The organism is Cupriavidus sp. PET2-C1 (genome assembly GCF_054515855.1).
The window spans coordinates 3,480,515-3,505,341 of sequence record NZ_CM137259.1; the positions used below are offsets into that span (position 1 = coordinate 3,480,515).

The 24,827-nt window shown below is 64.8% G+C and carries 28 protein-coding genes, 1 tRNA gene and 1 pseudogene; 16 read left to right on the forward strand and 14 right to left on the reverse strand.

The features are described 5' to 3' along the window. Positions 1 to 150 precede the first annotated feature (150 nt). The gene (locus ACX12D_RS15645) at positions 151 to 1,035 is read right to left on the reverse strand and encodes a LysR family transcriptional regulator (RefSeq protein WP_459371830.1); all 885 of its coding nucleotides are present in this window, start codon (positions 1,033 to 1,035) and stop codon (positions 151 to 153) included. Positions 1,036 to 1,164: 129 nt separating this feature from the next. Between ACX12D_RS15645 and argC the strand changes: the two genes are divergently transcribed. After that, positions 1,165 to 2,094, forward strand: a complete 930-nt coding sequence (gene argC, locus ACX12D_RS15650) for an N-acetyl-gamma-glutamyl-phosphate reductase (RefSeq protein ID WP_459371831.1) — start codon at positions 1,165 to 1,167, stop codon at positions 2,092 to 2,094. 88 nt (positions 2,095 to 2,182) lie between these two features. Here the strand turns inward: argC and ACX12D_RS15655 are convergent, their stop codons facing one another. Then, positions 2,183 to 2,932, reverse strand: coding sequence for a carbon-nitrogen hydrolase family protein (locus ACX12D_RS15655; RefSeq protein WP_459371832.1), 750 nt, complete (start codon positions 2,930 to 2,932; stop codon positions 2,183 to 2,185). 385 nt (positions 2,933 to 3,317) lie between these two features. Between ACX12D_RS15655 and ACX12D_RS15660 the strand changes: the two genes are divergently transcribed. Beyond that, entirely contained in the window at positions 3,318 to 3,548 is a 231-nt protein-coding gene (locus ACX12D_RS15660) for a hypothetical protein (RefSeq protein WP_459371833.1), read from the forward strand. Between the two features lie 57 nt (positions 3,549 to 3,605). Here ACX12D_RS15660 and ACX12D_RS15665 read toward each other — a convergent pair whose 3' ends face one another. The 3 genes from ACX12D_RS15665 to ACX12D_RS15675 all read right to left on the reverse strand — a co-directional run bounded on the left by ACX12D_RS15665 (position 3,606) and on the right by ACX12D_RS15675 (position 6,207). Continuing rightward, entirely contained in the window at positions 3,606 to 4,004 is a 399-nt protein-coding gene (locus ACX12D_RS15665; RefSeq protein WP_459371834.1) for a hypothetical protein, read from the reverse strand. Between the two features lie 232 nt (positions 4,005 to 4,236). Further along, positions 4,237 to 4,923: a Vgb family protein gene (locus ACX12D_RS15670; RefSeq protein WP_459371835.1), complete on the reverse strand. Its 687-nt coding sequence runs from the start codon at positions 4,921 to 4,923 to the stop codon at positions 4,237 to 4,239. A gap of 63 nt (positions 4,924 to 4,986) precedes the next feature. Continuing rightward, positions 4,987 to 6,207, reverse strand: coding sequence for a helix-turn-helix domain-containing protein (locus ACX12D_RS15675; RefSeq protein WP_459371836.1), 1,221 nt, complete (start codon positions 6,205 to 6,207; stop codon positions 4,987 to 4,989). A gap of 133 nt (positions 6,208 to 6,340) precedes the next feature. Between ACX12D_RS15675 and ACX12D_RS15680 the strand changes: the two genes are divergently transcribed. After that, positions 6,341 to 7,105: a DUF899 domain-containing protein gene (locus ACX12D_RS15680; RefSeq protein ID WP_459374042.1), complete on the forward strand. Its 765-nt coding sequence runs from the start codon at positions 6,341 to 6,343 to the stop codon at positions 7,103 to 7,105. Positions 7,106 to 7,113: 8 nt separating this feature from the next. Then, positions 7,114 to 7,953 (forward strand): copper chaperone, encoded by an 840-nt coding sequence (locus ACX12D_RS15685; RefSeq protein ID WP_459371837.1) that lies wholly within the window; start codon positions 7,114 to 7,116, stop codon positions 7,951 to 7,953. A 10-nt stretch (positions 7,954 to 7,963) separates the two neighbouring features. On the opposite strand, the gene ACX12D_RS15690 is transcribed toward ACX12D_RS15685, so the two are convergent. From ACX12D_RS15690 to ACX12D_RS15710, 5 genes and pseudogenes are all read right to left on the reverse strand, one after another. Further along, on the reverse strand, positions 7,964 to 9,208 hold the full coding sequence (locus ACX12D_RS15690; RefSeq protein ID WP_459371839.1) for a Bcr/CflA family multidrug efflux MFS transporter: 1,245 nt from the start codon (positions 9,206 to 9,208) through the stop codon (positions 7,964 to 7,966). An 8-nt stretch (positions 9,209 to 9,216) separates the two neighbouring features. Further along, positions 9,217 to 10,200: an aldo/keto reductase gene (locus ACX12D_RS15695; RefSeq protein ID WP_459371840.1), complete on the reverse strand. Its 984-nt coding sequence runs from the start codon at positions 10,198 to 10,200 to the stop codon at positions 9,217 to 9,219. Between the two features lie 54 nt (positions 10,201 to 10,254). After that, positions 10,255 to 10,380, reverse strand: a pseudogene (locus tag ACX12D_RS15700) (aldo/keto reductase); the annotation flags it as partial. A gap of 134 nt (positions 10,381 to 10,514) precedes the next feature. After that, positions 10,515 to 11,408 (reverse strand): LysR family transcriptional regulator, encoded by an 894-nt coding sequence (locus ACX12D_RS15705; RefSeq protein WP_459371841.1) that lies wholly within the window; start codon positions 11,406 to 11,408, stop codon positions 10,515 to 10,517. 127 nt (positions 11,409 to 11,535) lie between these two features. Next, positions 11,536 to 12,444: a LysR family transcriptional regulator gene (locus ACX12D_RS15710; RefSeq protein WP_459371842.1), complete on the reverse strand. Its 909-nt coding sequence runs from the start codon at positions 12,442 to 12,444 to the stop codon at positions 11,536 to 11,538. A 99-nt stretch (positions 12,445 to 12,543) separates the two neighbouring features. On the opposite strand from ACX12D_RS15710, the gene ACX12D_RS15715 reads away from it, so the two are divergent. The 5 genes from ACX12D_RS15715 to ACX12D_RS15735 all read left to right on the forward strand — a co-directional run bounded on the left by ACX12D_RS15715 (position 12,544) and on the right by ACX12D_RS15735 (position 15,789). After that, complete coding sequence (locus ACX12D_RS15715) at positions 12,544 to 13,437, forward strand: pirin family protein (RefSeq protein WP_459371843.1); 894 nt, start codon at positions 12,544 to 12,546, stop codon at positions 13,435 to 13,437. A gap of 76 nt (positions 13,438 to 13,513) precedes the next feature. After that, positions 13,514 to 13,942, forward strand: a complete 429-nt coding sequence (locus tag ACX12D_RS15720; protein WP_459371845.1) for a nuclear transport factor 2 family protein — start codon at positions 13,514 to 13,516, stop codon at positions 13,940 to 13,942. Beyond that, positions 13,942 to 14,865, forward strand: coding sequence for an NADP-dependent oxidoreductase (locus ACX12D_RS15725; protein WP_459371846.1), 924 nt, complete (start codon positions 13,942 to 13,944; stop codon positions 14,863 to 14,865). The genes ACX12D_RS15720 and ACX12D_RS15725 overlap by 1 nt, the downstream gene beginning before the upstream one ends. Positions 14,866 to 14,924: 59 nt before the next feature. Further along, positions 14,925 to 15,293 (forward strand): c-type cytochrome, encoded by a 369-nt coding sequence (locus tag ACX12D_RS15730; protein WP_441641283.1) that lies wholly within the window; start codon positions 14,925 to 14,927, stop codon positions 15,291 to 15,293. Positions 15,294 to 15,414: 121 nt separating this feature from the next. After that, positions 15,415 to 15,789 carry a hypothetical protein gene (locus tag ACX12D_RS15735; RefSeq protein WP_459371847.1) on the forward strand — a complete coding sequence of 125 codons (375 nt, stop codon included), beginning with the start codon at positions 15,415 to 15,417 and terminating at the stop codon, positions 15,787 to 15,789. 71 nt (positions 15,790 to 15,860) lie between these two features. On the opposite strand, the gene ACX12D_RS15740 is transcribed toward ACX12D_RS15735, so the two are convergent. Both ACX12D_RS15740 and ACX12D_RS15745 read right to left on the reverse strand, forming a co-directional pair. After that, on the reverse strand, positions 15,861 to 16,268 hold the full coding sequence (locus ACX12D_RS15740; protein WP_459371848.1) for a hypothetical protein: 408 nt from the start codon (positions 16,266 to 16,268) through the stop codon (positions 15,861 to 15,863). Positions 16,269 to 16,409: 141 nt separating this feature from the next. Continuing rightward, positions 16,410 to 16,496: transfer RNA gene (locus tag ACX12D_RS15745), tRNA-Leu, on the reverse strand. Positions 16,497 to 16,831: 335 nt separating this feature from the next. Between ACX12D_RS15745 and ACX12D_RS15750 the strand changes: the two genes are divergently transcribed. The 4 genes from ACX12D_RS15750 to ACX12D_RS15765 all read left to right on the forward strand — a co-directional run bounded on the left by ACX12D_RS15750 (position 16,832) and on the right by ACX12D_RS15765 (position 20,318). Beyond that, positions 16,832 to 17,182, forward strand: a complete 351-nt coding sequence (locus ACX12D_RS15750) for a DUF1428 domain-containing protein (protein WP_459371849.1) — start codon at positions 16,832 to 16,834, stop codon at positions 17,180 to 17,182. Between the two features lie 387 nt (positions 17,183 to 17,569). Continuing rightward, positions 17,570 to 18,868: a TAXI family TRAP transporter solute-binding subunit gene (locus tag ACX12D_RS15755; protein WP_459371850.1), complete on the forward strand. Its 1,299-nt coding sequence runs from the start codon at positions 17,570 to 17,572 to the stop codon at positions 18,866 to 18,868. 103 nt (positions 18,869 to 18,971) lie between these two features. Next, a complete protein-coding gene (locus ACX12D_RS15760) occupies positions 18,972 to 19,547 on the forward strand; it encodes a TetR/AcrR family transcriptional regulator (protein ID WP_459371851.1) in 576 nt (191 codons plus the stop codon). Positions 19,548 to 19,622: 75 nt separating this feature from the next. Beyond that, positions 19,623 to 20,318 (forward strand): pentapeptide repeat-containing protein, encoded by a 696-nt coding sequence (locus tag ACX12D_RS15765; RefSeq protein ID WP_459371852.1) that lies wholly within the window; start codon positions 19,623 to 19,625, stop codon positions 20,316 to 20,318. Between the two features lie 90 nt (positions 20,319 to 20,408). On the opposite strand, the gene ACX12D_RS15770 is transcribed toward ACX12D_RS15765, so the two are convergent. Together ACX12D_RS15770 and ACX12D_RS15775 are read right to left on the reverse strand one after the other, a co-directional pair. Beyond that, complete coding sequence (locus ACX12D_RS15770) at positions 20,409 to 20,750, reverse strand: hypothetical protein (RefSeq protein ID WP_459371853.1); 342 nt, start codon at positions 20,748 to 20,750, stop codon at positions 20,409 to 20,411. 122 nt (positions 20,751 to 20,872) lie between these two features. Next, positions 20,873 to 21,310, reverse strand: a complete 438-nt coding sequence (locus ACX12D_RS15775; RefSeq protein WP_459371854.1) for a YciI family protein — start codon at positions 21,308 to 21,310, stop codon at positions 20,873 to 20,875. Positions 21,311 to 21,563: 253 nt separating this feature from the next. Here ACX12D_RS15775 and ACX12D_RS15780 point away from each other — a divergent pair, with 253 nt between their 5' ends. The 3 genes from ACX12D_RS15780 (at position 21,564) to ACX12D_RS15790 (ending at position 23,952) form a co-directional block, all read left to right on the forward strand. After that, the gene (locus ACX12D_RS15780; protein WP_459371855.1) at positions 21,564 to 22,268 is read left to right on the forward strand and encodes a DUF2076 domain-containing protein; all 705 of its coding nucleotides are present in this window, start codon (positions 21,564 to 21,566) and stop codon (positions 22,266 to 22,268) included. 151 nt (positions 22,269 to 22,419) lie between these two features. Continuing rightward, entirely contained in the window at positions 22,420 to 23,376 is a 957-nt protein-coding gene (pip, locus tag ACX12D_RS15785; protein ID WP_459371856.1) for a prolyl aminopeptidase, read from the forward strand. A gap of 195 nt (positions 23,377 to 23,571) precedes the next feature. Further along, positions 23,572 to 23,952 (forward strand): RidA family protein, encoded by a 381-nt coding sequence (locus tag ACX12D_RS15790; RefSeq protein ID WP_441641272.1) that lies wholly within the window; start codon positions 23,572 to 23,574, stop codon positions 23,950 to 23,952. Positions 23,953 to 24,827: the final 875 nt, after the last annotated feature.

A 24,827-nucleotide genomic window follows, 5' to 3' on the forward strand; every position in this document is an offset into this window, starting at 1 on the left:
AGCAAAGAACTGCCATGCGTTGGGGCACCCGACGTACCGGTCTTGACAGGGCTATACAGCGAGGGAGGAAGTGCCCTGCCGATGGGGTAGGAGCCCAGAGAAGTCGGCGAACTTCGGAATTGGCAAATGGCAAATGGCAAATGGCAACGCCTACGCCAATCGCAGCCCCCACAACACATCAAGTACGTGTTGCGTGGAACGCTCAACGTACCCCGCACGATGTGCAATGCCAAGCCGACGCCACAACGCCGGGCGCAGCGCACGCATGACAATGCGGTTGTCGGGCAATGGCGTAGTGGCCTCGTGGGGCAACAGCGCTGCGCCGTAACCTGCCGCTACCAGGCTCTTGATCGCGTCGTTGTAGTTGAGCTGAATGCGCGGCGCAGGATGGTGCCCCGCGGTCGCGAACCACTCCGCAGTCAGACGCGAGAGACGCGTGGTTGCGTCATTGAGAATGAGAGGTTGGGCGGCGAGCCATTCAGGCGTGACGCGGGCCGGACACCGCCAATGCGCCGGCACAAAGGCCATCACGGGGTCGCGGCGCCAAGGCTTTATCACGAGTCCAGCCGCCGGGGGCTGAGGCAGTGCGATCAGGCCAACATCCAGCGTTCCATCCGCCAGTCGGGACAGCGTTTCATGCGAAGTGAGTACTACAACCTGAATGTCGATAGCGGGATGGTGCTGGCGCAGCACCTCAAGCGCTTGCGGCAACAGGTGCGCGATCACGCCAGTCGACGCACCAAGCCGCACACGCCCTTCGAGCCCCTCCACCTGGCGTTGAATATCGTCTAACGCCTGCTCCGCATCGGCCAGCAGTCGACGCGCGCGTTCCACCAGCACCTCTCCTATCGCCGACGGCCTGACGTGTCCGCGCTTGCGTGACAGGAGTGGAGCCCCAATGCGGTCTTCGAGTTCAGCAATGTGGAGGCTGACCGTTGGCGGCGCCAGGTGCAATGCACGCGCCGCATCGGCAAACGAGCCACGGTCGGCAATGGCGACCAGTGTGCGCAAACGGTCCAGGCTGATCTCTCGCATGTCGGCGTCCAGATTCAGAAAAACTGAATATTCACGTTATGAAATACAACTTTCCCTATTCTATCGCTCCATGGAACATAGGGGCTCGCTCTACTTGTCACAACCCACAGTCACCGGAGTATTTCACTTATGAGCTCTCCCGTTGTTTTCATCGACGGCGACCAAGGCACCACCGGGTTGCAGATCCACGAACGGTTGCGCAACCGGACCGACCTTAGACTGTTCACGCTTGCCGCTGCGGAACGCAAAGATCCGCGGCGTCGCGCGGAAGCCATCAACGCCTGCGACATCGCCATTCTCTGTTTGCCTGATGCCGCCGCGCGCGAGGCGGTGCACGCCATTGTGAATCCTGCCGTCAGGGTAATCGACGCAAGTTCCGCCCACCGCACACATCCGGACTGGACTTACGGCTTTCCGGAAATGACGCAGGGACAGGCTGAGCGCATTGCCAACGCACGTCGGGTCACCAATCCCGGTTGCTATCCGACCGGTGCCATTGGCTTGCTGCGTCCCCTGCTGCAGGCTGGGCTCATACCAGGCAACTACCCAATCAGCATTCATGCGGTGTCGGGCTATTCCGGACGCGGGCGTGCCGGCGTGGAGGAACATGAGGGGCAAGGTGCCGCCAGCGCGCCTTCATACCAGGTATATGGTCTGGAACTCGCGCACAAGCACCCCCCGGAGATCCAGCAGCACGCCGGGCTCGCGCAGCGTCCCATCTTCGTCCCTGCGTATGGTGCGTTCCGCCAGGGCATCGTGCTGACGGTGCCCCTGGAGTTGCGGCTGCTGGCGCCCCACGTGGATGGCGCCACGTTACACGCATGCCTCGCACGCCACTATGCCGGGGCGGCCCATGTACGTGTGTTGCCGCTGCACGAATCGTCCGTCTTGAAGCATCTGGATCCACAGGCGCTGAACGGTACGGACGACATGCGCTTAAGCGTATTTCCTAACATGGAGCACGGGCATGTCCTGCTGTCCGCGGTGTTCGATAATCTTGGCAAAGGCGCATCCGGCGCTGCGGTTCAGAACCTGAACCTGATGCTCACGCAGCAATAGTGGCCGAGGTCGGGCTAGCGGTCGACACGCTTCGCTTGCCCGCCCTCCCCGCACGGCGTGGCGATACAAATGCACCACTCAAATTGGTTCATCGCAACGAGACGACTTCACCGTGCCAGCCGGCGTCGGCCCTGCTCGCGATGACCAGCGCGGCCCCTGGTCCGTCCACTGCGACGACGCAGCGGCCGCCCTCGTCCCAAAACGCACTCTTGCCTATGGATGACCATCCGCCTGTGTCGGCGCCGTGGTTAGCCATCAGTACGGCGAAGCGGTGCTGTTCCGCATAGCGCCGGAGCAACGCGGTATCCGCGGCGTAACCGTTCGCGGTGAATAGCACGCCCGCCGCGTACAGGACCGCGCCCATGGTGGACGCTTGCGCTGCATGCTCTGGATGGCCCGTGTCTGCACAAACGGCGAGCGCGACAGTCTCGCCGTCAACGGAAATCGGCGGCCCGCCTGGTCCGGGCGCGAAGGTCGCGTCTTCTCCTGGATGCAGGTATTGCTTCGTATAGCTGGTGACCTTGCCGTCCGGCGTCAACGTCAGCGCGCCGATCCGCACCCCATCGTCGAAGCGTAAGGGAGCGCCCACGACGGCGGTCAGTCCGCTTCGCGTGCATTCGTGACGCAGGGGCGCGAGCCGCGCGTCGTCGTCGTGGATTGCGACTTCGCTTGCAATGGTGCTCTCGTATCCGGTCAGCGACAGCTCGGGAAAGACGACCAGGCGCACGCGTCTCGCGGCGGCTTCGCGTAGAAATGAGAGATGCCGGTCGACGTTCTGCTGTATGTCACCGGCGACGGAAATGGATTGGGCTGCGGCTACGACGAAAGACGCTGACATCGTGGGAATCTCACAACGGTCAATCAGATAAGACGTCCGGAAACGCGGCTCGGTATCCGTCGACCGCCATCACATCGCCCTGTGCCGCCCAGGCCGCACAGAGTGGGGAACGCAACCGAATAAATGCATCGAGATTGTCGATGATCCCGACACCAATGTCGAACAAGCGAAACTGGCCGAGAGCGGCCGTGCAGGCAAACGCAGGGCCTGCACTGAGCCACCTCCAGCAGCCCGGGGACGCACATTTGACCAGCGGGAGCTTCCTGGACTATGTTCTACTCTTGGCAAAGAAGAGAGTCGTGGAAGCACTTCAACGAAAACGGGGACCATGCGTCACGACGCTTGCGCCTCGCTATTTGCAACCGCATGGAGGACCGAGGCACCTATGTCAAAGACCACCAAGAAGCAATATCTGAAGGCACTCAACCGGCGCCTGAAGAAGGAGTCGGCAGGCAGGTTCGATACGGAGTTTGTGTGCTATCCGGTCGGCTCAAAACCGAAGGACGCGACCGGCGTGACAGCAAGTGCGCCCGCCAATGCGCAAATCCTCGCCGTCATGGATGCTGTCCAGGCTCGGGTATTTGCCAAGTTCGAGGACATGGCAAAACACGGATAGGCCAATGTTTCGGCGACGGCGGGCTGCAACCGGAACCCGCCGCCCGAGGCACGCCGCTCAGGCCTTGGCCGGACGCCCGGTCTTGATGGCTTCGACTTTTGAGACCGCGCTCAGCAATTGCTCCGGCGAGCTTGCGGCAAGCAGCAGCAATCCGGCGCGCAGGATCTCGCTCTTCTTGATGTGCACGCCCGCGTCCAGGCACCGCTGCTTGAGCTCGGCGAGCTTCGTGTAGTCGGACTTCGGCATCGTGAAGCTGTCGCGCAGCACCTTTTCCTTCTTGGCGCCCTGCACTTTTTTCGGCGCGGCCACATCGGCGCGAGCTTCCGCCTTCGATGGCTTGCTCTTCTGGGGTTTCGTCTCGGCCTTCGTTGCAGTCTTGGTCTCGGCCTTCGGTGCAGCCTTGGGCTTGGCCTTCGTTGCGGCCTTCGTTGCGGCCTTCGTTGCGGCCTTGGTCACGGCCTTCTTGCTACCCGAGCCCCTTGGGATCTTCCCCTTGGGGGCGGCTGCGTTGCTGTCGGCTACCGGCGCGCTCGTCGGGAAATGAAAGACTTCTTTCGTCGGCGGCTTGATGATGGGTGAATTCACGGTCATTCTCAAATCAAAAACAGGCTAAACAGTATATACCGTTTAGCGACGGGCATCAGGCGGCTCCTCAAGCCGCCCCCCTCGCCCGTAGGGGGCGCCTCGGTTACTTGCTAGTGGCGTCGACGGGGATCCCGGAGCCGCTGCCGGCCGCGCCGCTTCGCCCGGGCCGGCGCACGGCTCTTACCTTCCCGCTGCTTCCGCCTCCGCAGAAGAACTGGTCGCCGCCATCGGATTCGAGCCCCGACACGCCGACGCCGGCTGGCATCTCGATGCTCTCCAGGACCTTTCCCGTTCGGGGATCGACTTGCCTCAACTCGCTCTGCTCGCCTTCCCAGGTGCCGTGCCAGAGCTCTCCCTCGATCCAGGTGACCCCGGTGACGAAGCGATTGGACTCGATGGTGCGAAGAATCTCGCCGGTTTGGGGATCGACCTGATGGATTTTCCGCTCCCGGTACTGCCCCACCCAGAGCGTCCCTTCGGCCCATGCGAGTCCCGAGTCGTTGCCGCCGCCGGGCGCCGGAATCGTGGCGACCACGCGGCCGGTCTGCGGATCGATCTTTTGGATGCGATCCTCGGCGATCTGGAACAGGTGCTGGCCGTCGAAGGCCGTTCCTGCGTGTGCGGCGACATCCATCGAGCGCAGCGTCTTCCCGCTCGCCGGGTCCAGCGCGATCAGCTTGTCGCCGGTGGCAAACCAGACTTGCTGGCCGTCATACGTGACCCCATGCACGCTATCGACACCCGGAAAGGGACCATATTCACGGATGATGTCGGCCGCAGATCGTTTCATGTTTCCATCCTCGTCATGCTGTAGTGATGTGCTTTCTATGAAGTGCTTTCCATGAAGTGCATTCTAGTCACCCGGCAGTGGCGCGGGGAGTAACAAGGTCGTCGCGAATCCCGGCACGGGCGGCGTCAGCCAGCGGCGCGCCCGCCCGCGCCCAAACGACTGCACCTTGCCGGCTGCCGCAAGCGCGTCGAGCGCCCGCTGCACGGTGCGCTGGCTGGCGCCAAGGGCCACCGCCAGGGCTGAGCTAGACCATGATTCACCGTCCGCAACGAAGGCGAGCACTGCCGCATGCGCCTCGTCGACGGGCCTCGCCAGCACGACAACCTCACGGGCGACGTGCGGCACCAGCGCAAACCCGCGCTGGGTCGCGCTCACGCCAGCCAGCGGCCCGAGCACCGTGCGAAGCCGCCCGATTTCAACGCGTAGCCGCGCGCGATGCGACTCATCGGCATGCCTGGCGCGGAATGCCCGCGCAACGAGCGCGTCCCTAGGCACGTCCGCGGGCCACGCTTCGGCCAGCGCGCGTGCGAGCGCGAACAGCACCGGACGCCTTGCCAGCGAAACCACCGTGCCCGCGTCACGCACGGCATGACGGCACGCGTCGACGACGAGCGCCTTGGACCCCAGCAATACCTCCACCTCATCGAGCAGGAGGAACCGCTCCTCGCCGCGCGCAATCAGGCGCGCCGCGGGCGTTTTCAGGATGAGGAATGCGCTCTGGACCTCCGCCGTCAGCGCGGGGATGCCGGCGTGGCGCGCGGCGCGCTCGGCCCGGGCAAGCGCTGCGCGTGCCGCCTGCGTGCGCAGGCGCCGCATGGCAATCCCCGCGACGACCAGCGCATGGGCGGCGCTGGACGCGGGCGGAAACGGCGCGGGGTCGAGCTGGGCCAGCGCAAGCTCGGCCTCGTCGAGGCGCCCGATCAGGAGGAGGCGCCGGGCTTCGAGAAACCGCGCATGCGCGGCGTTCACCCGGTCGCCATGCGCCTCCAGGGTTGCGCGCGCCGCGTCGAGCGTCTTTGCCGGCCAGCTCAGGTCGCGCGAGGCCAGCGCGATCTCGGCCTCGGCGACCACGCACCGCGCGCGGGCCACGGCCTCCTTCGGGCCGAAGGCGCGCGCCGCGCTTCGCACCAGCGCCTTCGCGCGCACGAGATCGCCAAGCTGCGCCATCGCGATGCCGCGCAGCGCAAGCGCTGGCGCGTCGTCGCGCAAGGCGACCCGGTTCAGCGCGCCGAGCGGGTCACCCGCCGCGAGCGCGCGCGCCGCAGCGGTGATCAGCGAATCCATCTGAATCCCAATCGCGCCACACTTGTCACTCCCATCGTTCGGATGCCCGGCACTAATCTATCACGACCACCAACCCATACATCGTACCTAGCACTAAGTGAGCGACGATGGACACCCAACGGAGGAAAGCATGATGACGCAACACATGACCGCGACACGCGAAGAGTGGCTGGCAGCGCGGCTCGAGCTGCTCGAGGCGGAAAAGGACCTGACGCGGCGCAGCGACGAGCTGGCGCGGCGACGCCAGGCGTTGCCGTGGGTCCGGGTCGACAAGGCGTACCGGTTCGAGACCGACGAAGGCAGCGCCTCGCTGGCAGACCTCTTCCGGGGGCGCTCGCAGCTCCTTGTCTACCACTTCATGTTCGGGCCCGACTACACGGCGGGGTGCCCGTCCTGCTCGTCGATCGCGGACGGGTTCAACGGCGTCGTGGTTCACCTGGCGAATCACGACGTCACGCTGACGGCAGTGTCGCGCGCACCGCTGGCGAAACTGCAGGCGTACAAGCGGCGAATGGGGTGGACGTTTCCCTGGGCGTCCTCGTTCGGCAGCGATTTCAACTTCGATGCCAACGTCTCCTTCACCGAGACGCAACAGCGCGAGGGCGGCATCGAGTACAACTACCAGCGCGGTGGCCACGCGATGGACGCAGCACCGGCCCCGGAGCCCGTCGCCCAGTTCGCAGCCACATGCGGCACCGACGCAGCCACGTACTCGCGCGATCGGCCGGGCCTGAGCGCGTTCGTGCTCGAGGATGGCGTGGTCTATCACACCTACTCCACCTATGCGCGCGGGGTGGACGGCCTCTGGGGCATGTACCAATGGCTCGACCGCGCCCCCAAGGGGCGCAACGAGACGGGCATCTGGTGGCGCCGCCACGACGAGTACGGCGAGCGCTGAGCCAAGCCATGGGCAACGCAGACGCATCCCGGGGAGCGCAGCCTCCACGAAGCTTGGTCTCCGAGCGCGCCTTCCTGGGCGTCTGCGCGCTGCTCTTCTCCGCCTGCACGGCGGTGACGATCGCCTGGTCCGCGTCCATGTCGGCGATGGGCGCGATGCCGATGCCCGGCGGCTGGACGATGTCGATGGCGTGGATGCGGATGTGCGGACAGACGTGGCCCCGCGTTGCGGCGTCATTCCTCGGCATGTGGGTCGTGATGATGGCGGCGATGATGCTGCCTTCCCTGGTGCCCATGCTGTGGCGCTACCGCCAGGCCGCCGGCACGACAGGCCCGACGCGCCTGGGCCGGCTGACCGCGCTGGTGGGCGTGGGGTACTTCTTCGTGTGGGCCGTGCTCGGCATGGCCGTCTTTGCGCTGGGTGCTGCGCTGGCGGCGCTCGAGATGCGGCTGCCGGCGCTGGCACGCGCGGTTCCGCTCATGGCGGGCGTGGTAGTCCTGAGCGCCGGCGCATTTCAGTTCACCGCCTGGAAGGCCCGCCACCTTGCCTGCTGCCGGGAGGCACCTGGGCCCGGCCGCGGGCTGCGGGGGCACGCCGGCACGGCGTGGCGAAATGGACGAAATGGGCTGCAGCTCGGCCTGACCCTCGGCCTGCACTGCAGCTGCAGCTGTGCAGGCCTGACTTCGATCCTCCTTGTCATCGGGGTCATGGACCTGCGCGTGATGGCTGCCGTGACGGCAGCCATCACCGTCGAGCGTCTCGCACCGGCCGGCGAGCGCGCCGCGCGCGCCATCGGCGCCGTCGCCATTGGGGCAGGGTTGATCCTGATCCTGATCGCGCTGGCGTGAGACGCCATGTTCAAGCGCACGCCGATGCCGTGCCCGGCACGACGCCGGTGGACGGCACCAGAAGCCGTGCGCAAAGCAGGCTGCCGATCCCCATCAGCGCGATGACCCATCCCATCGGCCACGGCGTGCCGTCGGCGAACAGGCCGACCAGCGCCGACCCCAGGATGCCGGTGCCATACTGGATCGCGCCGATCAGCGCGGACACCGCGCCGGCGCCTTCCGGGAAGCTGCCGAGCGCGCCGGCGATCGAATTGGCGACAATGAACCCGGTCGCTGAAACATACAGAAAGAGCGGCACCACGAGGCCCGTCAGCCCGCCCCACCCCGTCCATGCGTCGACCGCCAGCAACATGCCCGCGAGCGCCGCGCCAAGGGCGCCGGCCCGCATCAGCCGATCGCTGCCGAGCCGCGCCACCAGCCTGGCGTTGAACTGGTTTGTGATCATGATGCCGATGATGCCCGCGCCGAACAGCAGGCCATAGCGTTGCGGCGATACCTGGTGATAGTTGATGTAGGCAAACGGCGTGCCGGCGATATACGCATAAAGGCCGCCATAGAAAAAACCGCCTGCGCCTGCGTAGCCGAGCACCCGGCGGTGGCGCAGCAGTGCGGCGTAATCGGCCAGCGCGTGCCGCAGCGGTGCGCGATTGCGGCGCTCCGGCGGCAGGGTTTCGGGGAGAGCGCCGAGCATCGCGAGCGTCGCCAGGCCAACCCCCACCAGCGCCCAGAAAATCGCCCGCCACGATGTGACATGCAGGATCTGCCCACCCACACTCGGCCCCAACAGCGGCGCGATGGCCATCACCGTCATCAGCGTGGACATCATCTGGGCCGCGCGGTGGCCGCTATAGAGATCGCGCACCATCGCGCGGGCGATCACGACACTGGCGCAGGCACCCACGGCCTGCAGTGCGCGCCAGCCGACCAGCATGCTCGCATTGGTCGACAGCGCGCAGCCCGCGGAACCGAGGATGAACAACACTAGCCCGACGCAGATCGGCAGGCGGCGACCGTACCGATCGCCGAGCGGGCCCCATAACAGCTGACCCAGGCTGAAGCCGACCAGATAGCCCGAAATCGTCAGCTCGACCGTACCCGCATCCGCATGCAGCGCCATGGCCATGGCAGGCAGCGCGGGCAGGTACAGGTCCGTCGAAATCGATGCAAAGGCCATCAACGTGCTCAGGATGGCAAGGATCCGCAAGCTGTGCGTGTTCGCGGCGTGACGTAGGACAGTGCTGGTTCCGGGCAACATGGCGTGAGTTAGCGGTCGACGCGCTGCTGCAGGTGGGCCGGGTAGCGATCCCCCACGACCGTGATCTGCCGCAGCGCGGCTTCGATGGCGGACAGGTCGTCAGCCGACAGTTCGACCGTGGCCGCACCGATGTTCTCTTCCAGCCGATGCAGCTTGGTGGTGCCCGGAATCGGCACGATCCACGGCTTCTGCGCAAGCAGCCAGGCGAGCGCAACCTGCGCCCGGGTGGCGCCCTTGCCGTCGGCAATGGTGCCAAGCACCTCGACCAGGGCCGCGTTGGCCTTGCGGCTTGCCTCGGAAAAGCGCGGCACGATATTGCGGAAATCGGTCTTGTCGAACGCGGTGTTCGCGTCGATCGCACCGGTCAGGAAACCCTTGCCCAGCGGGCTGAACGGCACGAAGCCGATGCCCAGTTCCTCGAGAGTCGGCAGCACCGTCTCCTCCGGCTCGCGCCACCACAGCGAATACTCGCTCTGCAGCGCGGCAACCGGCTGCACGGCGTGCGCGCGGCGAATCGACTGCGCACCCGCTTCGGACATGCCGAAGTGCTTGACCTTGCCTTCCCGGATCAGATCCTTGACGGTGCCGGCCACGTCCTCGACCGGTACCGCCGGATCGATGCGGTGCTGGTAGAACAGGTCGATGCAATCCGTCTTCAGGCGCTTGAGCGAAGCCTCGGCAACCGCGCGGATGCGCTCTGGCCGGCTGTCCAGGCCCTTGCTCGAGTCACCATCCTTGAAGCCGAACTTGGTCGCGATCACCACCTGGTCGCGAAACGGCGCAAGCGCTTCGCCAAGGAGCGTCTCGTTGACAAACGGGCCATAGGCTTCGGCGGTGTCGAAGAACGTGACGCCGCGTTCGAATGCAGCCCGAATCAGTTTGATGCCTTCGGATGTCTCGGTGGCAGGGCCGTAGCCAAAGCTCAAGCCCATGCAGCCCAGGCCGATCGCCGACACTTCGAGGCCACTGTTTCCCAATTTGCGTTCTTGCATGATCCATCTCCTTAAGCAACTACAGCAATCGAAGCAACCGAAGCAACTTCAGCCTCAAGCGGCTCGACGACCTTCGATCGGGTATCCGGGATCCGTGTAGCCCGGCGTTGACGCGTGGCCGGGAGCCACCAGGCTATCGACGAATTGTTCGTCGTCCGGGCCGAGCTGCAGCTTCCTTGCGCGTCAAGCCAGCTGAGATGATAGGGACGTACCGGCTATCGAAAAAGCCTGGAAAACCGCAAGCCTTTATGAATTGACCTCATGAATGCCCGCGCCGCGACCTAACGTGAGGTACGTGAGGTAGGTTGCGTCAGCTACGCACGGTAGCGAAGCGCATCGATGACCAGCGCCATGGCTCGTGAAGACTGGCGCCGGCTGGCGTAATAAGCGTGCAAGCCAGCAAAGGTGGGACACCAGTCTTCAAGCACCCAGACGAGGCGGCCCGCTGCCACGTGCGCCTGGGCCAGATCCGCGGGCACGTACGCAAGACCGTACCCGGACAGCGCGGCATCCAGTATCTGATAGGTACCGTTGAAGGCTAGCTGGCCCTCTACCCGCACCTGCACTTCGCGCTTCCCTTTCTTGAGCTCCCATGCGTAGAAGCCACCCAGCGTCGGCAGACGCAGGTTGATGCAGTTGTGCGCCGTCAGGTCCTGAGGGGTCTTTGGCAGCGGCCGCTCTGCCAGATAGGCGGGCGACCCAACGATGGCCATGCGCATATCCGGCGCGATGCGCACCGCGATCATGTCCTTGGCCACCTGATCGCCGCTGCGCACACCGATGTCATAGCGATCCGCGACGATATCGGTGAGGCCATAGTCCGTGATGATTTCCACCTTGATCTCCGGATACGCCCGAAGCACCTTGGACAATTTCGGCCACAGGACGGTCTTGGTGGCGTAGTCGGTGGCTGTGATGCGAATGGTGCCCGTGGGCTTATCGCCAAGCTCGGTCACCGCGGTCAGCTCGGCTTCGATCTCCTCGAAGCGAGGGGCCACCGTCTGGAGAAGGCGCTCCCCGGCCTCGGTCGGGGAAACGCTGCGCGTGGTGCGCGTCAGCAGGCGCAGGCCAAGCCGCGTTTCGAGCGCGCGGACCGTGTGGCTCAATGCGGATTGCGACACCCCCAGCTGCGCCGCCGCGCGGGTGAAGCTGCGCTCGCGCGCAACGGCAATGAAGGCAAGCAGGTCGTTAAAGTTCTCGCGCGGCATCGATGAACCCACCCAATAGATAATAGATGTTTGCGGATTCTAGCGTCTGGTCACGCGCGGGCGCGATGATTTGTGGAGGCGCCCTGGATAGTGGGCACGGATAGCGGGCACGGATCCGCCACAGCGCCTATTTCGACGGACGCGGCGACGTGTGCATCAGCCGGCTGAGGAACCAGCGGCCGGCGGGGCCGGGCGGCGTGTCCTTGCGGTAGACCGCGAACATGGCGATCGGCGGCGTACGCGGCTGAAAGCTCTCCAGCCGCAGGGTGACCAGTTCGCCCGCATCGAGATCCCCCTGCACCATGGCCGCTGGCATGTGCCCCCAGCCGAAGCCGGCGCGCAGGAAGGCATGCTTGGCGCCGAGGTCGGCCAGGCGCCAGGTCAGCGGCGAGAACACGCCGAAGGTTTTCCCCTCGGTCAGCGTGGTGCGGTCGGTCAGGACCAATTGCACGTGCTCCTCCAGCTCCCGTACCCGGATCACGCCCCTGCGCGATGCCAGCGGATGCGAGGGCGCGGCCACGGTCACCATCGGCACGTCGAGCAGCTTTTCCGCGTCCAGCGTCTCGGGAACGGCCGGCATCGATCCGCTGATGCCGAGCCGGCAAACGCGCTCCAGCACCGGGCGCATGACCGCGCCCAGTGCCTCGACATACAAGCGCAGCGGCGTATGCGGAAACGCGTCGCGGAACGCGCCGACCGCCCCCGTCAGCGGGGCCATCGGGTACATGACATCCACCACCACCGACAGCTCGGGTTCGAGCCCTTCGGCAATGGCGCGCGCCTTCGACTTGAAGCCGTCCATGCCGCCCACCACCACACGCGCCTGCGCCAGCAGCGCGGTTCCCTGCTCTGTCAGGCGCGGGTAGCGGCCGCTGCGATCGAACAACTGCACATCGATCTGCCCCTCCAGGTTGGCCAGCGTGTGGCTGACCACAGACTGCGCGCGCCGCAGCTTGCGCCCCGCCGCGGAGAAGCTGCCCTCGTCGGCGGCAGCGATGAAGGTGCGGAGCTGGTCCAGGGATACGCCGTCGAGCATGTATCTACTCCTTAGATGGATCTCATCGAGAAATATAGGCTACCAAGAGAGATGTCTGGCACCTAATCTTTGGTCATGCGATCACCGAAGGAGACTTTCATGGAAAACGCAGCGCAGGCCCGACATGCCGGGGAGCCGGCCCGGATCGATCACCGCACCGCACGGCCGGATGCGGCAAACAACCGTGGCATCGTGCTTCGCACCGGTGGCCGCCGCCATGGCGCCGTCTCGCGGATCGTCAGTCCCGGCGACGTTGGCAAGCTGATCAAGCCTTTTGTCTTCCTCGACTACTTCGACTTCGCTCCCTCCGGCGACGCGCTGTTCCCCATGCACCCGCACTCGGGCATTGCCACCCTCACCGTGCTGATCGAGGGCGAACTGCAGTATGAGGACACCACCGGCGCGGCCGGCGTGTTGATGGCGGGCGGCCTGGAATGGATGCGGGCGGGTAACGGCATCTGGCACTCAGCCAGCCCCGCGAAGGGCGACCGCCTCCAGGGCTACCAGCTATGGCTTGCCCTGCCGCGCAGCCTGGAGAACGGCACCCCGCACAGCCAATACCTGCCCGCGTCCTCCGTGCCGCGCAGCGGACCGGCGCGCGTGATACTCGGCTCGCTGGCTGGCAGGGACAGCCCGGTAGCGGCCCCGTCCGGGGCGGCACTGCTGCACGTGCGCCTGGCCGCTGGCGAGCGCTGGCGCTACCAGGCACCCGCCGGCCACACCGTGGCTTGGGCACACGTCAACCGCGGCACGCTAGCGACTGGCGGCGAGCGGCTGAAGGACGAACTCGCGGTCTTCACGCAGTCCGAGGACGCGCTCGAATTCACTGCCGAAACCGATGCGGATTTCATCGTCGCGTCAGCCGTTCCCCATCCGCACGACCTGGCACTTGGCTACTACTCCGTCCATACGTCGAACGACGCGCTGCGCAAGGGCGAAGCCGAAATCGCCAGGATCGGCATGCAGCTACGTGCCGATGGCCGCCTGCGATAGCCCGCGGCACGCGCGCCGCATTGGCGCATTGGCGCTTTGAAATCCACGTACCCAACAATCCGGGAAGGAGAACATCATGAACATCGCAGCAGAGCTATTGCAGCAACACCTCCGGTGGCTGGTTGATGACAACCAGCAATGGCAGGAACTGATTGCCGAGGACATCGTGTGGGAGTTGCCCTACGCACCCGGCATCGGGCATCCGGCGCGATTGAGCGGCCGGGACGCGGTGATCCGCCATGCCGCCTGGTTCATCGGCGCGGTCTCCGGCTTCCGCTTCTTCGACGCGCAGATCCTGCCCGCGGCGGATCCCCAGCAAGCCGTTGCGCGGGTGCATGCAGAAGGGCTGATCAAGTCGACCGGGCGCGTCTACCGGCAGGAGTACGTGGTTTTTCTGACCGCCCGCGACGGCAGGATCGCCCACCTGCGCGAGTACTTCGACCCCGTGCAGGCCGCACTGGCGCTGGACACCCCGATTGTGGGCATTACCTCAAGGAGCCTTTGATGAAAGCCATCCGTGTAGCCGCTTACGGCGGCCCCGATTCACTAGTACTGCAGGAACTCGATGATCCCCGCCCTGGCGACAATGAGGTGCTGATCGATGTTGCCGCCACCTCGGTCAACCCGATCGACTGGAAGATCGTCAGCGGGGCCATGCAGGCGTTCATTCCGCTACCGTTGCCCCTCACGCCCGGGGTGGATGCTGCCGGGACTGTCATCGCGGTTGGGCGCAACGTCACCACGCTGGCGCCGGGCGACGAAGTGCTGGGATTCATCGGCATCGTCGGTGGCTATGCAACCCGCGCCGTGGTGGAGTCCGGGCGCCTAGCCCGCAAGCCGAAGCATCTCGGATTCCTGGAGGCCGCCAGTATTCCCGCGGCTGGCTTGACTGCCTGGCAGGCGCTGCACGAGCACGGCAAGCTGCAGGCAGGACAGAAAGTCCTGATCCATGCCGCTGCCGGCGGCGTCGGCAGCGTGGCCGTGCAACTGGCAAACCTGGCCGGCGCACAGGTGATCGGCACAGCTTCGGCCGCCAACCGGGGCTACCTGCGGGAACTGGGGGCGGCGGAGGTGATCGACTACACCGCGGAAGACTTTGCCACCAAGGTTGCAGGAGTCGATCTTGTCCTCGACCTGGTCGGCGGCGACACGCAACAGCGTTCCTGGCCGGTACTCAAGCGCGGCGGCGTGCTGGTCTCCACGGTCAGCCCACCGGATGCCGGGCGCGCCCAGGAAGCCGGCGCAGCGGGAAAGCACTTTGCGACGCGCTCCGATGGCGCCCAGCTCCACACGCTGGCCGCGCTGTACGCGTCCGGAAAGCTGCGCGCTGAAATCGACGCCACCTATCCACTCGCCGATGCTGGCGAGGCAATGGCAAAGAGCATGGCTCGGCATGTGTGCGGCAAGGTGGTCATCCAGACGGCATAGGGAGCCGCACGGCCTCGGCGAATATAATGCCGGGTTGCTCCCTTGCCCCGCATCCGCCCATGAAGAAAGCCGCATTGTTGACCCTGGCGCTGGCCTTGCACGCAACCGCGCAGGCCGCCGGCGACGCGCAGGCCGGCAAAGCGGTATTCACCTCGAAGTGTGCCTCCTGCCACAGCGTCGGGCCCTCGGCGCGCGCCGCGTTTGGCCCCCAGCTCAATGGGATCTTTGGCAGGGTCGCCGGCGCGACGACCGACTACAAGTACTCCCCCGAGATGAAGACATCGGGCGTTGTGTGGTCCGAGAAAACCTTGAGCGCGTTTATCCAGTCGCCCAGCAAGGTTGTGCCCGGCACCAGGATGCGCTTCTGGGGGATCAGCAATGAGCGGCAGATCGCGGACCTGCTGGCCTACCTGCATGCGTACCAGTAGCAAGACCAGCAGCAAGACCAGTAACAAGCGCTACAGAAAGATTCAAACGCTCCGTAACCGATAGAATAGGTGCCAGCGCCACAAGGCGTGGCGCCCCCAACAGATCTGATCCGGAGTTGGCATGGAACCCCTTTCATTCGAGTTTGTTACCGTCGAGGAAGCGAGGCTGATCCTGGATGGCGCCGTGCCCACGCATGGCAAGCCCGACTGGACTGGCCAGCGGCAACCTGAATCCGCGGAAGCGAAGGCCCTCACGGCCAACGCGCTCAAATGGCTGGCCGTGCTGCCACCGCAGGTGCGGCCCCTGGAACTGTGCCGCAGCTATCCGCGCATCGGCAACCAGCTGGCAGCGCTCTGGGTTGACCCGGCCGCGCTATCGGCCTACCTGGCCGACCTGCTGATCGACAAGCGCGGCGGCCGCCAGGGGTTCCCCGACGGCATCGCGCTTGAATTATCGCAATTACAGGAGCACCTTCTGCGCACGATGGAGCCGTAACGGCTTAGCGCCATTGCCCCTTTGCCGCTTTGCTGCATTGCGGCGTGCCGGGCTAGGACTCTGCGTTCCGCTTAGTGCGCTCTTCCCGGCGTGCAGTCTTCCACCATGCCGGAGATGCGGCTGGCGCTCAGCATGGGGTGCCATTCCCCGGAGCTGCGGATCTCGACGTCGGTGCCTTCGGCGCGCTCGGTAGCGCGGCGCAGGCTGACCAGGTGGAAGAACTTGTATTCATCCGCGTCCGCACGCCCGACCCGGATATCGACCTTGCCGGGTTCCGGGTACGCAATCACGGTGGCGTCGTCGCCCAGCCGCTGCTTCAGGCACAGCACCAGGTCGCCTACGCTGGCCTTGGAGTGCACGCGCTTCGGATCCATCGCCTGGATGGAATTCGCGGTCACGCCGCCCGAACAGGCTGACAGCAATTGCGCCGCCATCGCGGCAACCAGCCATACCCGTACCCGTACCTGACCTTTTGACATTCCCGCTCCCCGGCTAAATGAGTCGGATGATGTTACATCAAGTGAATTCGGATGCTGATGCGCGCCGCGCGCATTAAGACGATGCGGCGGAAACAAAAAAGCAAAAGGCCTGCACGGATGCAGGCCTTTTGCTTTCAATCTTGGTGCCCAGGAGAGGACTCGAACCTCCACAGTGTTGCCACCGCTAGGACCTGAACCTAGTGCGTCTACCAATTTCGCCACCTGGGCTAGGTGAGGTTGCGAATTCTACCCAACGTAACGAAATTTGCAAGTGCTGGCCGCGCTGAATCAGAAGAAAAGTGCAACCCTCCCCGGGCATCGCCCGCTGCCGGCCCCGCTGGTGTCCGCCCAGCCCAGGGAAATGGACAAGCAGCCGGAAAGATTCCCATCCATCACTTGGCGCGCAGTGCACGGCCCACGCCGGTTGGCCGCCCTCCCCGCCCTGCGTATTTTTTTCTAGCATTCCTTCCAGCCCTGTCGATTTCGACGGCGCCCGTTCGTCGTCCCAATGACGGCGCGCGCAAGGCTCGCCGCTTCGCAGGCAATCCCAAAGGAGATCGGACATGCATTACATCGATGGATTTGTTGTCGCCGTGCCCAAGGCCAACCGCGACCTCTACCGCGCGCACGCCGAGGCCGCCGCCGTGGTGTTCAAGGATCATGGCGCGCTGGGGCTGGTCGAGTGCTGGGGCGACGATGTGCCCGAGGGCAAGCTCACCTCGTTCCCGATGGCCGTCAAGCTGGAGAAGGACGAGACCGTGGTCTTCTCCTGGATCACCTGGCCATCGCGCAAGGCCCGGGACGAAGGCATGAAGGCCTCGATGGAAGATCCCAGGCTGCGCAGCCAGGGGCCGATGCCCTTCGACGGCAAGCGGATGATCTTTGGCGGTTTCGAGATGATCGTCAACGCTTAGTGGCTTGACGGCGGTGCCTGATGGACCTTGCCCGGGGTTCCCGGGCTGGGTTCGTTTTGGCCGCAGGAGCATCACCGCCCTGTCCATGGCCGGCGACGGATCGATCACGGTGCAGTTCGGTGGCTGTGAAGCGCAGACGGCCAACTGCCTGCCGATCGTCCCGGGCTGGCACTACACTGTGCGCCTGTACCGCCCGCGTGCGGAGATACTGAGCGGCAGCTGGACATTTCCGGCGCCTCAGCCGCTTGATTGAGCGACCTTCCCACAACCGATCAGGCCGCTAGCATGATCCCGCGCCCTCCTTGGGCCCGCGTGGGCGGGACCTGACGACGGAGGCCGACAATGCCCAGGCACAACCCAGCGCTGCACCGTACCCAGAAAGCCCCTATGACACCGGGGCAGCGGCGGCTTCTCATCATTGGCGCGATACTGCTGCTGGCGGCGCTAGGCTGGGCGCTGACGATCGTGCTCAAGCCCGCCATCCAGCGCACGATCGTCATCACCACCGGGGCCGACAAGGGTATCTATCGCGGCTTTGCCGAGCGCTACGCCCCCATCCTGAAGCGCGACGGCATCAAGCTGGATATCCGCGGCTCTTCCGGCTCGATCGAGAATTATGAGCGGCTGAGGAATCCAGACAACGAATACGAAGCAGGCTTCATCCAATCTGGCACCGCCAGTCCACAGGAAACAGACGGCCTGCAGACCATCGCCGCGGTCTCCTACGAACCGATCTGGGTGTTTTACCGGGGCGATGCCACCGTGGACCGGCTGGCACAACTGCGCGGCAAACGGGTCGCCATCGGCGTCCCCGGCAGCGGCCTGCTCAACGTCGCCCGGGTATTGCTCTCATACAGCGGCATCACAGCCAGCAATACCAAGCTGCTGGAAATGAATGCCATGAAGGCCTATCAAGGCCTCGAAGAGGGCCAGCTGGATGCGGCCTTCTTTATCGGCAGGCCGGATGCCGAGATGCAGCAAACGCTGCTCAACAGCAATCTGAAGCTGATGAGTTTTGCCCAGGCCGATGCCCTAGTACAGAAATTCCCATCGCTGTCCAAGATTGTTTTTCCGCGGGCCTCCACCAGCATCGTCAACGACCTTCCGCAGACCGATGTCACGCTGCTCGCTGCCACGGCCCTGCTCGTATCCAAGGACACCCTGCACCCTGCCCTGGTCTACCTGCTGCTGGAAGCCGCCAGATCCGTCCACGGCGGCGATGATTACTTCACGCCGCTCGGCACGTTTCCCAACTTGAATACCAGTGAATTTCCCGTTTCCGACGAAAGCACGCGCCACTTCAAATCGGGCCGTCCCTTCCTGCAGCGCTACCTTCCGTTCTGGCTTGCCAGCTTTATCGAAAGGCGCCTGCTGATCCTGCTCCCCTTCATGGCCTTGCTGCTCGGCTTGCTGCAGGCATTGCCGCGCATGGCGCAAGCGCGGATAAAAAACCGGCTCGTGGTCTGGTATCGGGAGATCAAGGCGCTGGAAGATGAAATATGGACGACCACGCAGCCGACCCCCGGCCAGATTGCGCAATGGCGCGATGAAATCGAGAACATCGATGCGCATGCGAGCCGGATACGGATTCCGGAGCGCTATTTTGAGGATGTCTACGCGCTCAAGCAGGCAATCGGCGTCGTACGGGACCGGATTGCCCAGGCGGCGGCGAAGGGGAAAGCGTAGCCGCGGATACGCCAGCGCGTCCTTTGGCGCCGCCTCAGACAGCGTGGTCGTGCCGATGGCTGCGACGATGCTAGAATAATAAATCCATCTGGATGGATTTATCATGTCCGAAGCAAGCAAGCGCCCCAAGAACCCCGAACTGATCCGAACCCAGTGCCTGGCCGTGATGCGGGACCTGCTGGTCTCCCAAGGCCCTGAATCGGTGACGCTCGACCTGGTGGCACAACGCGCCGGCGTGACCAAAGGCGGGTTGCAGTATCACTACCGCAGCAAGAATGCCCTGCTCGAAGCGCTGAGAGACCAGCTCTTCGAGGAATTCGACAAGACCTATCAACGCGCGCTGTCTGCCGAGACAGATCGTCCTGGCAAACATGCCCGCGCCTACATCAAGACGTGTTTCGACGATACGGCGCCCAACAACGCAATCGGAACGCAGCGTGCCATCGCCATGCTGGCCTTGACGCTCCCCTCGTGCCGCCAGGCATGGCGCGAGCGCATGACGGACGCCCTCGCGCATGACCTCGCCGGCACCGCCGCCGAAGACCAGCTCCTGATCTGCCGGCTGGCGGCGGATGGCATGTGGTTTGCCGGGATGTTCGAGGTCTATGACGTCGATAGGCCACGCAAGGCGCGCCTGCTTGCCCTGTTGCTAGACATGTGCGACAGGGCCACCTCCTGATCAGGCTGATCAGGCTGACGGACAAGACAGACCACATTGACCTGGAGCGCTACCCACGCTCCCACCGCGAATTCCATGCCCGCCCCCACTCCCCACACCATCAGCAACACCACACTCTCGCGCAATGGCATCGTTGAAATTCTTGCGCAACGTCCGGCCCAGCTACGTTTCGAGCAATGCGGCTTTGACAATCAAGACCTGAACGGGCTGGATTTTTCGTCCGTGGAATTCCTGATGTGCACCTTTGCCGGTGCGCAGCTGAAAAGGGCGAAGCTAGTCGAGTCGAAGTGGATGCGCTGCAAGGCTGCCGGCGCCGACTTCACGCTGGTGGACGCAGTGGAAGCCCGATTCTGCAGCAGCGACCTGAACAACACGCAATGGGACCGCGCGCGGCTGTCCAGCGCCATCTTCACGGAAACCAAGCTGACCGGCGCCCGGTTCCGCGAGGCCGCCACCCTGGGCCTGGTGTTCCACAGCAGCCTGCTCGTCGGCAGCGACCTGCGCGGCTTGTCATTCCGCAAGCAACACCTGGAGCAGCTCGACTTGTCCGATGCCGACCTCGCCGGCTGCGACTTCCGGGATGCTCTGTTCGACGGCGGCAGCCTGCGCGGCGCCAACCTGAAGCAAGCCCGCTTCGATGGCGCGGACCTCCGCCTGGCCGAGCTGGGCGGACTGAACCTGATGTCTGCCGCGGCTTCGTTCAAGGGCGCCATCATCTCGGTTGAACAAGCCGCGGAGATTGTCGGCCAAGCCGGTATCCGCGTCAGCTGAATGGCCGCACAAGGCACAAGGCTATGCGGATCGCGTCCGATACGCGAAGAACGACGCGAAGCACGACGCGATCCAGGCCTTGGTACGGCCTTACCCCCGGCGTACCGCGGTCACCTTGCCGTCCTTGACGTCCAGCGTGCGGCGCTGCGGGTTGTAGTCCATGGTGCCGGGCATATGCTGGCCTTCCCGCTCACCAAATCGCCAGGCGCAGCCGTTGAGCAAGGCAACGGCATTGGCCTCGCTTTTACCAATCAGGGCTTCATCGCCAAGCTTGTCCGCCTGGCAACCCTCCGGCGTGCCGCGGCCGCCCTGCGGGCCCGGGTCAGGCACCGCGCTGGCGGGGGGCTGGGCGGCGCATCCCGCCATGAGCGTTGCGAACACGATCGCGCCCGCCGAGACATGCCGGGCCCATGTGCTTTGCTGTTTTGGCATTCAATTCCCTGATGGTGAAGTGGAAAAAGCCAAGTTTAGAGCAGAAAGGCGCCGCCCGAGCGCCTTGGTGCCCATGCCGCAGCACAGCCTCAACACTGCCATGACCTGGCCTTGGCTTAGCCTTAGCGCGTCCTCTTCGCAGCGTCTTGCGCCTCCGCCCACAGGCGCTCCTCCTGGGCCCGCAGCTCTGGCGTGAGCTCGGCACCAAAATCGTCGAGCTCGAACAGCGGGCGAATCTCGATCTCGGAATCGCTTTGCATGGGGTTGGGGCAGCGCTTGACCCATTCGACGGCCTCTTCCATGGACTTGACTTGCCACAGCCAGAACCCGGCAACCACCTCCTTGGTCTCTGCGAACGGTCCATCGACCACGGACCGCTGGCTGCCAGAAAATTGCCCCCGCTTGCCTTTGGCACTCGGGTGCAAGCCCTCGCCCGCGAGCATCACGCCCGCCTTGACGAGCTCTTCATTGAATTTGCCCATTGCGGTAAGCAGCTCCGTGCTGGGCATTTCGCCAGCCTCTGACTCTTTCGTTGCTTTGACCATCACCATGACACGCATCGTCGCTCTCCTTGAGTGAATTGAGGGTGCCGCACGTCCTGAAACCGGATCAGGATTGACGGGCGGCTCTGATACTACGACGAATCGGGATACCGGAAATCGACACCACCTTCAGAATATCTGGCGGGGAGCCGGCCCGGCTCGCCCGCGGGGCGCGACAATCACATCCGATCGGGTTCTTTAAGCCTCGCTTAAGACTCGGCCCGTAGACTGCGATCACACAAGACAACCCGGATCCCGGATAGGAGCTGCCATGACCCCCCAAGAGATGCAAGCGCTGGAAGGCTTCCTGACCCAACTCACGCAGGCCAGGGCTGGCGCCAAGGATCCCCAGGCGGACGCCCTCATCGCCGACGCGGTCGCCAGGCAGCCGGATGCCGCCTACCTGCTGGTCCAGCGCGCCATGATGCTTGACCATGCCCTGGCCACGGCCAAGACGCAGATCTCCACGCTGCAGGGCCAGCTGCAGATGGCGCAGGCCAACGGCGCCAATCGCTTCCTCGACCCGGAAAACGCCTGGGGCAACAGTGCCAACCGCGTGGCACCCAGCCCCGTCATGCCGCCGCCGATGGCCGCGCCCGCGCCCGTGGCAGTGCCGCAGGCCTTCCAGGCGGCCCAGCCTGCGCCCGCGCAGCCATCCCGGCCCGGATTCCTGAGTGGTGGCCTGGGCGGCACGCTGGGCGGCATTGCCACGACGGCAGCCGGCGTGGCCGGCGGCGCGCTCCTGTTCCAGGGCATCGAGAACATGTTCCATCGCAACGGCAATGGCAACAGCGCAAGCGGCTTGCTGGGACAGCCAGGCACAGGCACGCAGCCAACGGAGATGGTCGTCAACAACTACTACGGCAATGACGACCGCTCGCCGCTGGGCTCGCCGGATGCGGCATTGGACAGTGGTCTTCTGGATGATGCGTCGGGCAACGACGACTTCCTGAGCGACGACACCTGGAACGCCTAGCGCGTTCGGGGGCTTGCCAGGCGTGCATGGCAGCGGCCTGGCGGCCCCGCCGCGCTGATTGAACCGCGGCACCCGGGGTGGAGATGGCACCGGCAACGGCGATACACTCTTGCACTTCTTGCGCTACGCTCGCACCCTGGGAACCCGATCCATGCCGCAACCTCACTTGCTCTATCCCGCCATCGAACCCTATGAGACCGGCACGCTCGATGTCGGCGACGGCCACGTGGTCTACTACGAACGCGTCGGCACACCCGGCGCCAAGCCGGCCGTCTTCCTGCATGGCGGCCCCGGCGGCGGCATATCGGCCGACCACCGCCGCCTGTTCGATCCGGCGCGCTACGACGTCATGCTGTTCGACCAGCGCGGCTGCGGCCGCTCCACGCCCCACGCGGGACTGGAGGCCAATACCACGTGGCACCTGGTGGACGACATCGAGCGCCTGCGCAAGCTCGCCAACGTAGAGCGCTGGCTGGTCTTCGGCGGCTCCTGGGGCTCCACGCTGGCGCTGGCCTATGCGCAAAAGCACCCCGAGCGGACCAGCGAACTGGTGCTGCGCGGGATCTATACCGCGTCCCGTGCGGAACTGGATTGGTACTACCAGTACGGCGTATCCGAGGTGTTCCCCGAGAAATGGGCCCGCTTCCAGGCGCCCATCCCACAAGCCGAACGCGGCAATATGATGGCCGCCTACCGCAAGGTGCTGACCGGCAGCGATACCGCAAAGCAGCTGGAGGCCGCCCGCGCATGGAGCGTGTGGGAAGGGGAGACCATCACCCTGCTGCCCGACCCCGTCAACAGCGCCAAGCATGACGACGGCCATTTCGCGCTGGCGTTTGCGCGGCTGGAAAACCACTACTTCACGCATCTCGCCTGGCTGGAAGACGGCCAGTTGCTGCGCGACGCGCACCGCCTTGCCGGCATCCCCGGCGTGATCGTGCACGGGCGCTACGACATGCCCTGCCCGGCCCGCTACGCCTATGCGCTGCACCAGGCATGGCCGGGCTCGGAGCTGCATCTGATTGAAGGGGCGGGGCACGCCTGGACCGAGCCCGGTATCCTGGATCAGCTGATTGCCGCCACCGACCGGTTTGCGGCGGCGCAATGATCGACCAGGTGCTGCCAGCCCTGTGTGGCACAGCACCGACAGCATCGACAGCGCCGAAGCGGACTTTTGATGGCCGGCGGTTGGGGTCTTGAACACCCGTGTCCTAGACTTGAAGACCGCATTGCCACCACCCGGCTGCGCATTGGCCGGCGGATAGCAAAGCGGCATTCAAGGCTCTCACCGACAGGGTGCACTATGGAATTCCTGAACTCCGGCAAAGTCCTCCCCGCAGGGCTGCCCTTCTCCGAAGCCGTGCGCGTTGGCGATACGTTCTACCTCTCGGGACAGATGGGCATCGTCCACGGCAGCACCCGCCTGGTACCCGGCGGCATCCGCGAAGAAGCCAAGCAGGCGCTGATGAACATCCGCATCACACTGGAAGCACACGGCCTGTCGCTCAAGCACGTCGCCAAATGCACCATCTTCCTGGCCGACATCAGCGAATGGCAGGCGTTCAACGAGGTCTACAAGGAGTTCTTCCAAGCGCCCTACCCGGCGCGCAGTGCGCTTGGGGCGAATGGGTTGGCGCTTGGGGCCAGGGTGGAGGTGGAGTGTATTGCGGTGTTTAGTGGCTGAGGTGGTGGTGCGTGGCTGCGAGCGGCCATCCCCCCGTTTGGGGGAGGGGGGGTGGCACAACTCGCCCTGCTGCTCTCGCCTAGAGCATGCCTCGATCTCCCCCCTCGATACTTGCTCGCTTCTAGCCCCGCTGACGCGGGGGGCGTCTCTTGGGGGCGGGGTTTTACTGCTTCTAGCTGCTGGCGCGGCTGTGCGGTGTTGGCCGTTTTGGAACGTGTGAGATGTCACTTTTCTTTACTCGTAAAGAAAAGTAACCAAAAGAAAGCGATCCTTGCAGGAGGCTGGCGTGTCGGGGTTGCGTAGCCCGGTAGTTTCGTCGTCAGGCCCTGGGTGCTAATAGCCTCATGCCGTTACCGATTTGAATGGCCACGATCCTGCGGATGGCGATGGTTTCGTGGTGAGGCTGCTCGGTAGCGGCATCCCGGCTCATTCACACATCTGCCGGTACCGGTTCGAAGCGCCACGATATATCACACCATGATGGTTTCGTGGTGGGGTGGGCGCGGTGGAAGAATACTTCGGCCTTTCAATCCGGTGCCACCGCGCCCACGACGGAAACGGGACGCTTGCAACTTCGTGGCCGGTCGCCCCGCGAGCGACAGACGGCTTGAAAAGCGTGATGGCCGCTACCGAGGGGACCACCACGAATCCCCGGGCATTGGCTGGGTCGTGGCCATTCAAACCGGTAACGGCATGAGGCTATTAGCACCCAGGGCCTGACGACGAAACCACCGGGCTACGCAACCCCGACACGCCAGCCTCCTGCAAGGATCGCTTTCTTTTGGTTACTTATATGAACGCGCCCCGGTTTGCCAGGTAAATCATCTCATGATGCTCGGCGAGGATTTGGTTGCAGCCTTATATCCGGCCTCATG